Below are 13018 nucleotides of genomic sequence, written 5' to 3'. Positions count from 1 at the left end.
ATCAGGGTTTGGTTAAAAATTCGTCCATATTCAGCAGGGCATTGGCTACGACAGACATCGCAGCTTGCTCAGGATTTGTTGATTTATCTTTGATGGTAAAGAAGGCCTGCAGTGATTCAGGTTTGCTTTTGTATTCGGCTAATGCACCATCATAGAGTGTGGAAAGTGTTTTTAGCTTCATCTCCGAAATAGGGTTTAGCACAAGTTTTTGATAGCCGTAAGCAATACCTTTCTCCGGTTTTGAAGCGTCCTGTTTGATCATATCCTCTGCCAAATAATAAGCCGCTTCCAGATAGACTGGATCGTTTAGCGTGACCAAAGCTTGAAGTGGGGTGTTCGTTACTATTCTTCTGCTCAGGCAAACTTCTCGACTGGCTGCATCAAAAGAAATGAAGGAAGGATATGGGCTAGTACGTTTCAAAAACGTGTAAATGCCACGTCTGTGCGCATCCTCGCCTTTACTTTCGTTCCAAGAATCACCATTGTAAACTGTTTCCCAAATACCCTCTGGTTGATGTGGTTTTACTCCAGGTCCATACATTTTATCGCTGAGCAATCCTGCCACAGCTAATGCCTGATCCCGAACTTGCTCAGCGCTCAATCTAAATCTTGGACCACGAGCATACCATTTATTTTGTGGGTCTTTCTGGTAAAGCTCCGACGAAATAGCTGAAGATTGTTTGTAGGTGGCAGAAGTGACAATTTCCCGAATCAAGCTTTTCATGCTCCAATCGTAGTCATTCATGGTTTTCCAAGCTAAGTAATCGAGCAATTCAGGATGAGAGGGAGGATCAGACTGTGTGCCCATATCTTCCAGCGAACTTACTATTCCTCGACCAAAAAGCTGATCCCAAACTCGGTTTACTAAGGTTCTCGAAGTTAGAGGGTTCTGCTTATCAGTGAGCCAATAGGCAAAACCTAAGCGGTTTGCAGGCCATTCTGAATTCCAGTTGTTCAATGTTTTCGGTATTTCTGGATTTACTTTTTCTCCTAAAGTCATCCAGTTCCCTCGCTCAAATACGCGAGTCTCCCGGGCCATGTAGCTTGGATTTTCGATTAGGATAGGAAGCTTAGTTCCTCTGAAGTTCAAAGCTGTTTCCCATGAACTCTGGACATCTTTGAAGCCTGGTTTGTCCTTTCCAGCAAGTGAAGGAACAAAGGCAAACCATACAAATTTCGCTGCGTTTTGATCGGACTTTACTCCTGAGTTTTTGACCTCTAAGTAAAGATCTACATGACCTGATGTGGGCTTAATAGGAATTGCTCGGATGATGTCTCCTTTGGTTTTATTAATAGGGAATTCAGCGAGAACTTCTCCTTCAGGACCTCCTTTTCGGATAGTCATCTTACTACCATCAAGTCCAGAGCCATAGTACATCAGCATCTGATCAGAGCCGCGAGTATCTACTTTTCTGAGATAAGCTGAGCCATTTGCCTGAATTCCCAGCCACTTGGTGTCAATAAGCTCAGCATTATTGAAGTCAACAGCATTGTGCGAAGGGTACTTTGGCTCAAGGAAAGTCATGAAGTTTTTGCGCTCTACAGCAGCTTTTTCACTTTCATTTTCTTTGACCCAAGTCAGGACAGACTCAATTTCAGTTTTCTCCTCTGGGGAATAAAACCTCAGTCTAGGCTCCTCATCGTGTGTGTCTTCATCGCGGGAATTGTTGAAAAAAGCAGCCGATTGATAGAATTCCTCATGTCTGATCGGATCATAAGGATGACTGTGGCACTGCACACAGGCCATGGTTGTACTTTGCCAAACTTCATAGGTCGTGCCCACTCGATCGAGAACAGCCGCTACACGGAATTCCTCATCGTTTGTACCACCTTCATCATTGTTCATGGTGTTGCGATGGAAAGCTGTCGCCGCTAGCTGTTCCTCTGTCGGATTAGGAAGTAAGTCGCCAGCCAATTGCTCGATAGTAAACTCATCAAATGGCTTGTCGTCATTGAAAGCTCGGATCACGTAATCCCGATACGGCCACATGGTGCGGGAAACATCACGTTCGTACCCTTTAGTATCTGCGTATCTCGCAAGATCAAGCCACCAGGTAGCCCATTTTTCTCCGAAAGTGGAAGATGCTAACATCTGATCTACCGCCTGCTCATAGGTGATTTTCTTTGATGAAAATTGTCCTACTAGTTCGCTGGTAGGAGGCAAGCCTGTGATATCAAGTGCAGCTCTTCGAAGGAGTTTAAGAGGTTGCTCTTCTTTTGAAAAAGCTAATTCCTGCTCTTCGAGCTTTTTGCCTACATAAAAATCTATGGTATTTGTTGATGTTGGATTGTTGTCAGCAGCGAATCCAGCGCTAGTTTTTTGATCTATCGTTTCAGGAGCTTGTACAGGGTCGTAAGCCCAATGTTCTCCCCATTTAGCACCTTGCTTAATCCATGTTTTCAAGAGATCAATTTCCTCCTCAGAAAGTGGAGAGCGCTCATAAGGCATTCTTACTTCAGGATCAGTAGCGGTCAGGCGTCGAATCATCTCACTGCCATTTGGGTCGCCAGGGATTATTGCAGGATGACCTGACTTAGTATTTGCAAAAGCTTCTTCTTCGAAAAGCACAGAGAAGCCCCCGCTCTTTTTCACTCCTCCGTGGCAGGAGATGCAGTTTTTATTCAGAATGGGTTTGATCTGCGTGCTGAAATCTACTTCTTTTTCCTGACCAAAAATCATAAAGCCAGCAATGGCAATGATTACGGCAAAGGTGAGAAAGCCAGCTATTTTCAGGTTATTCATGGGCAATGGAATGAATCTGAAAAGTAAAGAATTCTGAGGTACTACGAAAACCGCTTATATCATTAAGGTAATTCTGAATAAGTATGCGCTAATATTCTGGAATTTTGGCTTAAGTAGATTGGATTAATTGGGGGTGCAATTTTGGGATGGTTTCTGATGAGCGATGATCTACAAATTATTTGATCGTGAAAAATCCCACTTGCCCCCTTTGTCAAAATCTCGTTTCCAAATTCTATCTAAAAGTCAGGGGGGAGTTGATCTAGCTCTGAATTATGTTTCGAATGACTCGAATGGTTTAAACTAAATAATTGACACGACCACATTAAAGTCGGTAGTAAATAGAGATAAATGAGATCGTGTAAATCCTGCTTTTGGAGAAGATGGATAGCCCTAAAACTGAGACTTCTGCGGTTCCCGAATATCGGGACTCTATGCCCCCTGCGATAAAAAAAAACTCTTAAAAAAAATACCCTGCTTTTGTGGAGCAGGGTATGAATATTAGAATTTGAAGTTTGGAAGATTCTCCAAAATATCCTTCGTCATGGCGTCTAGATCATAGTCATGTTTCCAGCCCCAATCTTTTCTAGCACAAGTATCATCAATGCTATCTGGCCAGCTGTCTGCAATTGCCTGACGGAAATCAGGATTGTATTCGATTTTGAAGTCAGGAATATATTTTAGTATGCTTTCATAGCTTTCTTTAGGCGTGAAATTCATTGCTGCAAGATTGTAGCTTGAGCGGATTTTCACAGATTCACTCGGAGCGTTCATTAAGTCTAAAGTAGCCTTAATAGCATCTGGCATGTACATCATAGGAAGAGAACTGTCTTCACGAAGGAAGCAATCGAATTTTTCTCCTGCCAAAGCTTTATGATAAATATCCACTGCGTAATCGGTCGTTCCACCACCAGGAAGTGACTTATAACCGATCAAACCTGGATAACGCAGACTTCGAACATCTACATTGAATTTCTGAAAGTAGTATTCACACCATCTTTCGCCAGCCTGCTTAGAAATACCATAAACGGTATTTGGCTCTTTGACGCAGTATTGAGGTGTGTTGATTTTCGGTGTATTTGGTCCAAAGACCGCAATGGACGATGGCCAATAAACTTTATTAAGTTTAAATTCTTTGGCAAGCTCAAGGACATGAAGCAAACTTTCCATGTTGAGTTCCCAAGCGAAAAGTGGTTTTTTCTCACCTACAGCCGAAAGAACAGCAGCCAAATGATAAATCTGGGTTACTTTTTCGTTTTTGACCAAATTTCTCAGGCCATCTTTGTCCATCACATCGAGGACTTGAAAACGACAAAAGTCAAATTTTGCTTTTGCTGATTCGTTGAGATCTGTAGCGATTACTTGCTCTGCACCAAACTGATCTGCCAGAGAACGAGTGAGTTCCGAACCCAATTGCCCTGCGGCGCCTATTACCAGGATTTTTTCCATTGATATTTCTTTCAAAATCTACCTAAAGATGAGCTCTAGGTTTTTGTTTATATTTGGGTTTGCAGTCGCAAAAGTAAGAAAAAACTGCTTCCTGAGCAGGATTTTTGACCAAAGGAATCAGACGTTTTTGAATAATATAAAATCAACTAGCTATCATGTACGATCAGTTCAGACCCAAATTACAAGAAGAACTTAAGGGAATAGAGGAAGCCGGTCTTTTCAAAAAAGAGCGTGTCATCACCTCTCCTCAGTCGGCAGAAATCACCATTGCAGGTGGTCAGAAAGTCTTGAATTTCTGTGCCAACAACTATCTGGGGCTTTCTTCGCATCCAAAAGTAATCGAAGCAGCTAAGGCAGCGATCGACTCTCATGGCTTTGGAATGTCTTCCGTTCGCTTCATTTGCGGTACGCAGGATATTCATAAGGAGCTTGAGAAGAAGATTTCTGAGTTTCTAGGTACGGAAGACACGATTCTTTATGCAGCAGCTTTTGATGCAAATGGTGGTGTATTCGAGCCGATTTTGGGAGCTGAAGATGCGATTATCTCAGATGCATTGAATCACGCTTCGATCATCGATGGTGTTCGTCTTTGCAAAGCGATGCGTTTCAGATATCAGCACAACGATATGGCGGATCTGGAAACTCAGTTGAAGGATGCTGTTGCCAAGGGAGCTAAGCAAAAAATCATAGTGACAGACGGAGTTTTCTCTATGGACGGTACGATTGCGCAATTGGATAAGATCGTGGAACTGGCAGAAAAGTATGAAGCGCTAGTGATGACGGATGAGTGTCACTCTACGGGTTTCATGGGTAAAACTGGCCGTGGTGTGCATGAGCATTGTGGTGTAATGGGCAAGATAGATATCATCACGGGTACGCTTGGAAAAGCTTTGGGTGGTGCTTCTGGAGGATTTACTTCAGGGAGAAAAGAGATTGTCGAATTGCTTCGTCAGCGTTCTAGACCTTACTTGTTTTCAAATACACTTGCTCCATCTATCACAGGCGCATCTATAGCAGTTTTTGATCTGCTTTCTGAGACTACTGAATTGAGAGATAAACTGGAAGAGAATACGAAGTACTTCCGCGAGAAAATGACTGCTGCAGGATTTGATATCAAGCCAGGCGAGCATGCCATTGTGCCGATTATGCTTTATGATGCTTTGCTTTCACAGCAAATGGCAGAGAAAGTGTTGGAGAAAGGTATATACGTGATTGGGTTCTATTTCCCTGTAGTACCAAAAGGCCAAGCAAGAATCCGAGTTCAGATCTCTGCTGGTCATGACCGCGCGCATCTGGATCAGGCGATTGCCGCTTTTACTGAGGTTGGAAAAGAACTAGGGGTTATCGATTAACAGAATTGTCCGCAAGGACAGTATTTACTTTATTAGTTGGATGTCCGATGCTAGGTGTCCAATGCAGAAAAGCCGGGTTTCTAAGTTAGATTCCCGGCTTTTTTATGATTTATTAACCGAAATGACGCGATAGAGGTACTAAGAGCGGAGTTATTTTAACCTTGAAAATTGAGTTTGTGAATTGATCATTGAGACTTTATACACTTCTCGTCGCTAAAAATATTACCTAACCGTCACGTGGTAGCAACTCTGATTTCTTTCTTTGATGAAGATGATTTTATCAGCTTTTTGATATTCATCTAAAATCTCTTCAAGTTTTTTCTTTGCGGCCCAGTTAGAACCTTTCTTACCGTTAAATCTCACATAAGAGATGTCAAAGGAGACTCCATAGGAGTGAGAACTGATGCCGGAAGTCGCATTTCTATTCCGCTTTCTTAAGCTTTGTTGCTGTTCAGGCGTACGCGTAACGGATGTGATTGTAAAGAAACTCTCGTCTTTCGATAGTGTTTGGAAAGCTAGGCCCAGTTCTTCAAGGATGACTTTTGAGTAAGGCGTCACATAAGGATGGCTATGTGTAAGTTCCATTACTTCATACCCCTTTCCCTGATTGATTAGCACCAACTTTTTCTCTTCAATTAGCTTCTCGAAATGACTTTCATCATCAATTAATCCAAAACCATTATGCTCTGCGGCATAAAGATGCTTGTCGTATTCTTTGGTAATCAGCTCATCAGGGATAGGTGGGATTACTCTGGGAACTGGTACTTCTAAGGTAATAGGCTCAGCTTTTTCCTTCTTTGATGAGGCTGGTTCTAAGGTATTGGCAAGAGAAGAATAGGTGTCTTTTAATTGCTTTTTCAGTTCAGGCATATATACTTGCGTTGCGAGAGCACCTGCCGAAAAAAGTAAGAAAATGGCGGCAAGTTGTATGATATGTGGTTTTTTCATAGGTGAAGGACTACTGGGTTTTATAAATTTTGCAGAGGATCAAGTGTTGGAGCGGAGCAAAGATTAAACCATACTAAATCTTAGCGCTAAACAAATTTCTTTTATTTGTGGACCTCCGTTTTTGACTCCATTTTGTTGGAAGGGATAACTTGTCTTTTTTTGGAGTTAAATCCCAATAGAAATTTTCCTGAGGGTTAATAGAAATTATAAGAGGTGTTTTGAGAGGAATAATGCCGTTTGGCACAAATGACGTAAGAATGACGTACCCAAGTCGTAAAGAAGTTAGTGGAGCAAATCTATTTTTGGAATCAACAAAATGAAGACTAAAATGGATGTTAAAGTACTTGGAGAAAAGCTGAAAACACTTCGACTAAAGAAGGGGTTTTCTCAGGATGAATTAGCTGAATCAGCTGGGGTCAGTTTACGTACTGTACAAAGATTTGAGAATGCAGAAACTATCCCTCGAGGCGACACAGTGAAACGATTGTTTCAGATTTTCGGAATGAGCCCTGATGAAGTGCTTGACTGGTCTCAAACCGAAGACAAAGGATTTCTGCTGGGAATGAATCTATCTGGTTTGATTTTTTTAGTTTTCCCACTTCTTGGAGTAGTGCTTCCTCTCGTTCTATGGATTAGTAGGAAGGATAAAATTGCTGGCGTAAGTGAATTAGGACGAAAGCTAGTGAACTTCCAACTGACCTGGACTCTGCTCTATTATGTAGGAGTTACGATATATGGTTGGTCCTACAAATACTTCATGCTGGGAGGAAATGGAGATATAAGTCCAAGCAGTGTTGAGGGTGTTGTATGGTTTCGAATGGGGATGGTGTTGACTATTTACGTAATAGTGAGTGTGATGATAGCATGGAATACCTATAGAATCAATAAGGAGCTTTCAGTGAAGTATTTCCCAAAAATCAATTTCTTGAAATAGTCAAATATGGAGTGTGAGTGATTGTCTTGAAGCTAGGGTTCTAATTTTGATTGCTGCATTATTGCAAATAAACGCAAGGGTACAATTGTCCAGCTTCTCCGAAAGCTGGACTTGCTTCACATTATGCATCATGAGTTACAACTCATATTTATAGGTAGGTTTAGTCAGTCCCGATATTTGTATGGAATTAACACTCCTGAATCAACTTTTTCTGTTGATTATCAATTTAATACGGTTCTTCTGATTGCCACGAAGACTAAAATCAAACAGGAAAATGCGATGAAAAATGGAATTATATATGCCTCCAAATTAAACGACAACATAATTGACATAATGAGAAGCTGAAAACCCAGTCCAAAGGTTGAAAGCATAGTCATAAACCATCTGGGAAATGGCTTACTATTCATGGCATTTCGATCGAGGTGATAAATAGTTTTGTCAAAAGAAATGTAGAGCAGGTCATAGATTTTATAAAATAGGTTGACAGTGCTTTGCTTTTCTCCTTCCATAGCAATTGGTGCTACGTCTTCAAAGATTCTGCTGGTCTGGTCTCCATTTACCGTATTTCTAAGAATGACATAGTAATAATTATAAAGCGTGCCTTGCAACTGTAACCCAATAAAAGCTAGCAGCATGTATCCGATTTTGCCATCGGTAATATGCCAAAACGCAAGAAAAAATAAGAAATTCAAGATGATATCAGCAATGGAATCATAATACCTGCCGATGTAGGATGGGGTGTTTTTTATCCGCGAAAGCTCCCCGTCTGCCGCATCTAAAATAGACTTCAGAATCAGAAAGAATGCAGCCGCTACATAAAACTGAAGCAAAATACAGACTATCGCTAAAGCTCCCGAAACAATAAACCAAGAGGTGACTTGCACAGGGGTAACTGAGGTGTCTTTTAGTGCATTGGCGATCCATCTAGCACTTGGTCTTCCGTAATCTGATAAATCAAGGAACTGATACGCTTCTGGTAACTTGGACATAAATGGTCTTTTATCGGGGCAGTTTGAGGTCCCACTGCAATGGCAAACTAACCCCTCAAATACATTGGCGGAAAATAATCAATGAAGATACTATTAATTTAAAGGAGGTCGGGTAAAACCAAGGGGGCGAAGGTTTAGGGTTGTCCTGCTACTCTTATATCTGCCTTTGTTAGTATCATGGAAGCCTCAATTGGAGTTTATTCTCGATAGTAAGAGGTTAAAAAAAACAGGGCTAGGAAAATTTTTCCTAGCCCTGTTTTGATACTATAAAAGGAGATCTATTAATCATCCTTTCTTTCAGAACCCTGGGTTTTTACTATTTTATTGTAAATACCAAACAATAAAAATGGCGCGGCCCATTGGCCTACAAATAATGCCGTATGGTTCTGTTTTGCGATTTTTAGTCCCAGAGATACTACCATAGCGCTTATGGAAGCCATAAGGAAAACATCAGATGGGATTTTGGCGGTTTGTTCTTCGATAGCTTTGGTTACTGCTCCTTCTTTTTTTGGAGAAGCCTCATGATAATCAGGATTTTTCATAGTTGTAGTTTTTGGTTAGTATCTAACCCTATTCAAATCTTTTACCAGTAGCTAAAACAGCCTAGAATCAGCATTTTCACCAGTTTGTGCCATTTTTTCTTTGTCATCTTGGGTTTAAAAATCCCGATAATGTTGAATATTTCTCCCTACACTTTACTAGTGGATAATAAGCATGAAGTATACTGCTTCTTCATCTAAAGGTGGGATAGTATGAAGCAAGAAAAAGTTTTTCAAATTCATGTAGAAACGAGTCTAGGAAACCTGTCTTGTGGCGACCATAGTCCATTGTACATTCCGTGGACTGACTCCTCAGGAATACGCACTTCATCCGCATTTTTCACAAATCCATATTTCTCAATTAGAAGTGTTTTCCTTGGACTCTTGTGGTAAGAACACTAGAGTGCGAAGGTTTAGGGTTGTCCTGCTTCTCCATAAGCTGGACTTTTCTGAATTAGAAACTTGGTTTGATAGGAGGGTGGTCATAACAAACAATTCACTTCCTCTGATCACCCACTCACCCTAATCACAATTTTCCCTTTATGTTTTCCTTCGCCGAAATACTGAATTAGTCTAGCTGTATCTTGAAGAGGATAGGGGCCGTCTATTTCAGGGGAGATTTTATTTTGGATAATCAGTTGGGCGATTTCATCCAAACCTTCATTTGGTTTTAAACTGAGGATTTGAAGTCTTTTCGAAGAGAATAGGGAGAAGATCTTACTCCAAAAAAGTACTGAGATTAAACTGCTAAGGTTGCCGCCAATGGTCACATAGATCCCAGTTGGCTTCAAGGCTCTCAGGTAGGAAAATGGAGATTTGTTTGATTTACAGTCCAGAATGATATCATAGTGTTCTCCAGTTTTTGTGAAGTCTACCTTTTTGTAGTCAATCACCTGGTCATAGCCGAGTGATTTCATCATCGCCAACTTCTCACCTGAGTCCACTCCCGATACTTCACAGTTGCTGAGTTTTGCTAATTGAAGACCTATGGTACCTACACCGCCACCTCCACCGTTGATAAGCACTTTCTGTCCTTGCTTTATCTCTGCTATGCCTTGGAGTGCTTGCAGGGCTAGGGTAGAAGAATGAGGAATGGCAGCCGCTATTTCAAAACTCAAACCTTCAGGCTTGATCAGTACCGCATCCTCATGAATATTGATGTACTCCGCAAAAGTCCCAAATCCGAATTGTGAGATATCACCATATACCGCATTCCCAACTTTCAGCTTGCTCACCTTTGATCCAATTTTTTCAACTATACCTGAAAGCTCCATCCCGGCGATTGGGTTTTTAGGTTTGGATAGGCCAAACATCAGTCTATACAAATAGGGCTTGCCACGGACTATACTCCAGTCATAATCATTGATTGTAGTAGCATAGATTTTAATCAAAACCTCGTTATCCTTTGGGGTAGGGATTGGTGCTTCTTTCAATGCTAGCACTTCCTCTGGTATACCGTACTTCTCAAGTAAAATGGCTTTCATATCGTTTTATTCGACTGTTTACTTCAGGTTTAGTTATTCTAACGGATGTTTACATCTATATTTTTTGATTACAATTCAATCTGTTAGATCTTCCGAGGTCGCCAATGCGATCACTCTACCAGAATCACCCACTGCATTGTAAAAGTGATAAACAACTCCATTCCATTTTATCACCCAAGGTTTGTGTGCGTATTGTTTATCATAAGGTTCCGAAGAAGCAACCAAATCTTCCCCTTCCCAATCCTTCCAGTGGATCAAGTCATAGGAGCAGGCAAAGCGCTCAAAAGCTCCGGGTTTCCAGAATGCCCCAAAATAGAACATGACATATATCTCACCGATTTTGGCGATCTGAGCATCTCCAGAAATGCCTGCACCTTTCGTGATGACAGGATTTTCCCCATAGCGTTTCCAGTTCTGCATGTCGTCTGATACTGCCATGGCGATACTTTCATAATCAGCCGTATCTCCTTTGGCATTGTAATACATAACGAAGGGATAGCCTGTATGCTCGCTACTGTCACGAATCACCAAACTTTTGTAGATAGTTGCGTTTTCGAACCAACGCACATCGTCATCTTCGGGAGAAAGGAGAGGGGAATTGTTGGTGGTCCATTCCTTGGATTCTATTAGCGTGCTGGAAGTAGCCATACCGATTTTCAATGTTCCGGCCTCATAGCCAGCTTTATTTCCGCCTAGGTAGCTCATCCAGTACCTGTTCTGATATTTCTCTACCGAATAGTCACCACCCCAATTGATATTCACAAGTGACACGTAGCCTGCCTTTTGGGTAGCATCCCAAGTATTTTCAGTGAAGGATAATATTTTCCCTTTCGACTCCCAAGTGAGCAGATCCTCGCTTTCAGCTATCCAGGTTTCATAGCCGTGCCCATCAAAAACAATGTATGTCATGTACCAGCGATCGTTTTCGCGAAAGACTGTTGGACTGTCAACCATTTTTGTGGAATCAGGATGCTGAAGGACAATCCCGTATTTATAGGGTGTTTTGATCTCTTGGAAAATACGCTCCATTTCTTCCTTTGGTACGTCTTTTTTTATTTGGGCGTCTTCAGGCTTGCATCCAAAAACTACAGTCATAGAAAGTGTTATGATTACTAAAAAATGCTTCATTATATCTATAATATTCTTGTTTTATTGATTTTTCACTTCGTACTATCTATTAACCCTCAACCAGTATTTGGTCAATTTCTGGTCCTTTACAGCGTTTATTTGTCCAATTCCTGACTGATTAAATCAATCGTTAGTTCAACGTTCTCCTTTAAATCATAATAGTTTTCTATCATAAATTTTCTTATGAATATATTGGTGGTAATCACATTTTTGAGCTGATGATTTTCAAATAAATTTTGCCCATCAATTGGTTCTGCACTTTCCCATATAGCTTCAATTTTAAAGGCTTTAGTTACTTCTGGTATAAATATTCCATACTGAAATGAATTGTCGTCTTGCTTTTCAAAATCAATCAAATTGTGAAATGAAAAAGAGTAAAGTGAGGTGATATTTTGTCTTAGACTATCACTGGTGATGATTTCCAGTCCACGCGATTTTAGGTTTTCATAGGCACTCTGATTGGGGAGTGTTCTGGTTGTAAATATCATATTTGCGAAGTGGAATTTGAGAGAATCCGAATACTCAATTTCTTTGTTTAGGTATTGAAGTACGATTTCATTTGACCTCAACCTACTTTCGTTAAAGTCAATGTTGAATTGAATGTCTTTTAAATCGAATTGTAAACTGTTTCTAATTTCTATAAGATACTTTATTTCTAAATCTTCCAGTTGATTTCGGTTGTTCCAATTATTGATTTGGACTGCTATTAATATTCCGATTACCACTAGTATGATCTCACCAACAGCATATTTTAAATACTTTCCAGTTTTGCCTTCTGAAAGCAGGCTTTGGCGAATTTTTCTAAAAAAAATTATCATGGGTTACAGCTGATATAATGAAAAATACCTGCTCAGATTTCAATTGTATCCTGCAGGAGGTTTGGGGATTCTATCTCTAGTTAGCTTTTATTAAGGTCAAGAAAAACATTTGATTACCAGATTCATTCTTCTTAAGGTTTCCGTAAGATTTTCTCCATCTTCCTTCCTTTTGCCAACTCGTCAACCAATTTGTCCAGGTATCTAACATTCTTAGTCAGTGGAGTTTCAATTTCTTCTATTCTATAGCCACAAATCATTCCTGTAATTAGTGGGGTATTTTGATTCAATTTTGCTTCTTGAAAGAAGGTAACGAAAGTCACTTTTTCGGCAATCAGTTCCTGCAGTTTTTGCTCATCAAAACCAGTTAGCCACTCGATCACCTGATGTAATTCTTGCGTTGTTCTGCCTTTTTTCTCGACCTTAACTACATAGTGTGGATAGACTGAGGCAAATGTCAATTTCGCCATTTTGGCATCGTGTTCAGGTGTAGTTGTCATATTCCTAGTTAGTTAAGATTTCGATCGGTAACAATTCCCTTAGATGTCTACTTGATTTATATTGATGAAAATAGCTAATCTTTAGATTAGACAATGACTTAATAGTCTAAAAATGAAAAAGGGAAGCGTTTAAGCTTCCC

Annotated in this window: 11 protein-coding genes; 2 read left to right on the top strand and 9 right to left on the bottom strand. The window is 40.5% G+C overall.

Annotated elements, in window-relative coordinates; all coding sequences use genetic code 11:
- Nucleotide 1 precedes the first annotated feature (1 nt).
- Together BM291_RS13675 and BM291_RS13670 are read right to left on the bottom strand one after the other, a co-directional pair.
- Complete coding sequence (locus tag BM291_RS13675) at nt 2-2743, bottom strand: DUF1553 domain-containing protein (RefSeq protein WP_092898360.1); 2742 nt, start codon at nt 2741-2743, stop codon at nt 2-4.
- 498 nt (nt 2744-3241) lie between these two features.
- A complete protein-coding gene (locus BM291_RS13670) occupies nt 3242-4189 on the bottom strand; it encodes an NAD-dependent epimerase/dehydratase family protein (protein WP_092898358.1) in 948 nt (315 codons plus the stop codon).
- A 155-nt stretch (nt 4190-4344) separates the two neighbouring features.
- Between BM291_RS13670 and kbl the strand changes: the two genes are divergently transcribed.
- Entirely contained in the window at nt 4345-5541 is a 1197-nt protein-coding gene (kbl, locus tag BM291_RS13665) for a glycine C-acetyltransferase (RefSeq protein ID WP_092898356.1), read from the top strand.
- 222 nt (nt 5542-5763) lie between these two features.
- On the opposite strand, the gene BM291_RS13660 is transcribed toward kbl, so the two are convergent.
- Entirely contained in the window at nt 5764-6489 is a 726-nt protein-coding gene (locus BM291_RS13660; RefSeq protein ID WP_092898354.1) for a DUF5715 family protein, read from the bottom strand.
- A 328-nt stretch (nt 6490-6817) separates the two neighbouring features.
- On the opposite strand from BM291_RS13660, the gene BM291_RS13655 reads away from it, so the two are divergent.
- Nucleotides 6818-7423: a magnetosome magnetite crystal formation protein family gene (locus BM291_RS13655; RefSeq protein WP_175499705.1), complete on the top strand. Its 606-nt coding sequence runs from the start codon at nt 6818-6820 to the stop codon at nt 7421-7423.
- A gap of 221 nt (nt 7424-7644) precedes the next feature.
- Here BM291_RS13655 and BM291_RS13650 read toward each other — a convergent pair whose 3' ends face one another.
- From BM291_RS13650 to BM291_RS13625, 6 genes are all read right to left on the bottom strand, one after another.
- Entirely contained in the window at nt 7645-8412 is a 768-nt protein-coding gene (locus BM291_RS13650; protein WP_092898350.1) for a CDP-alcohol phosphatidyltransferase family protein, read from the bottom strand.
- 281 nt (nt 8413-8693) lie between these two features.
- Nucleotides 8694-8954 (bottom strand): hypothetical protein, encoded by a 261-nt coding sequence (locus tag BM291_RS13645; RefSeq protein WP_092898348.1) that lies wholly within the window; start codon nt 8952-8954, stop codon nt 8694-8696.
- Between the two features lie 506 nt (nt 8955-9460).
- A complete protein-coding gene (locus BM291_RS13640) occupies nt 9461-10435 on the bottom strand; it encodes an NAD(P)-dependent alcohol dehydrogenase (RefSeq protein ID WP_092898346.1) in 975 nt (324 codons plus the stop codon).
- Nucleotides 10436-10510: 75 nt separating this feature from the next.
- Nucleotides 10511-11563 carry a glycoside hydrolase family protein gene (locus tag BM291_RS13635; protein ID WP_245786877.1) on the bottom strand — a complete coding sequence of 351 codons (1053 nt, stop codon included), beginning with the start codon at nt 11561-11563 and terminating at the stop codon, nt 10511-10513.
- 95 nt (nt 11564-11658) lie between these two features.
- Nucleotides 11659-12381 carry a DUF6090 family protein gene (locus BM291_RS13630; protein ID WP_092898341.1) on the bottom strand — a complete coding sequence of 241 codons (723 nt, stop codon included), beginning with the start codon at nt 12379-12381 and terminating at the stop codon, nt 11659-11661.
- Between the two features lie 131 nt (nt 12382-12512).
- Nucleotides 12513-12878, bottom strand: a complete 366-nt coding sequence (locus tag BM291_RS13625) for a DUF2200 domain-containing protein (RefSeq protein ID WP_092898339.1) — start codon at nt 12876-12878, stop codon at nt 12513-12515.
- Nucleotides 12879-13018 lie beyond the last annotated feature (140 nt).

It is taken from the genome of Algoriphagus aquimarinus (assembly GCF_900112005.1).
GTDB lineage: Bacteria > Bacteroidota > Bacteroidia > Cytophagales > Cyclobacteriaceae > Algoriphagus > Algoriphagus aquimarinus.
This window is presented reverse-complemented; position numbering and strand designations above follow the sequence as displayed.

What these genes read in the sequence shown, in the direction of transcription:
- BM291_RS13675 (WP_092898360.1), bottom strand. Translation starts at nt 2,743, where the DNA reads ATGAATAACCTGAAAATAGCTGGCTTTCTCACCTTTGCCGTAATCATT.
- BM291_RS13670 (WP_092898358.1), bottom strand. Translation starts at nt 4,189, where the DNA reads ATGGAAAAAATCCTGGTAATAGGCGCCGCAGGGCAATTGGGTTCGGAA.
- kbl (WP_092898356.1), top strand. Translation starts at nt 4,345, where the DNA reads ATGTACGATCAGTTCAGACCCAAATTACAAGAAGAACTTAAGGGAATA.
- BM291_RS13660 (WP_092898354.1), bottom strand. Translation starts at nt 6,489, where the DNA reads ATGAAAAAACCACATATCATACAACTTGCCGCCATTTTCTTACTTTTT.
- BM291_RS13655 (WP_175499705.1), top strand. Translation starts at nt 6,818, where the DNA reads ATGGATGTTAAAGTACTTGGAGAAAAGCTGAAAACACTTCGACTAAAG.
- BM291_RS13650 (WP_092898350.1), bottom strand. Translation starts at nt 8,412, where the DNA reads ATGTCCAAGTTACCAGAAGCGTATCAGTTCCTTGATTTATCAGATTAC.
- BM291_RS13645 (WP_092898348.1), bottom strand. Translation starts at nt 8,954, where the DNA reads ATGAAAAATCCTGATTATCATGAGGCTTCTCCAAAAAAAGAAGGAGCA.
- BM291_RS13640 (WP_092898346.1), bottom strand. Translation starts at nt 10,435, where the DNA reads ATGAAAGCCATTTTACTTGAGAAGTACGGTATACCAGAGGAAGTGCTA.
- BM291_RS13635 (WP_245786877.1), bottom strand. Translation starts at nt 11,563, where the DNA reads ATGAAGCATTTTTTAGTAATCATAACACTTTCTATGACTGTAGTTTTT.
- BM291_RS13630 (WP_092898341.1), bottom strand. Translation starts at nt 12,381, where the DNA reads ATGATAATTTTTTTTAGAAAAATTCGCCAAAGCCTGCTTTCAGAAGGC.
- BM291_RS13625 (WP_092898339.1), bottom strand. Translation starts at nt 12,878, where the DNA reads ATGACAACTACACCTGAACACGATGCCAAAATGGCGAAATTGACATTT.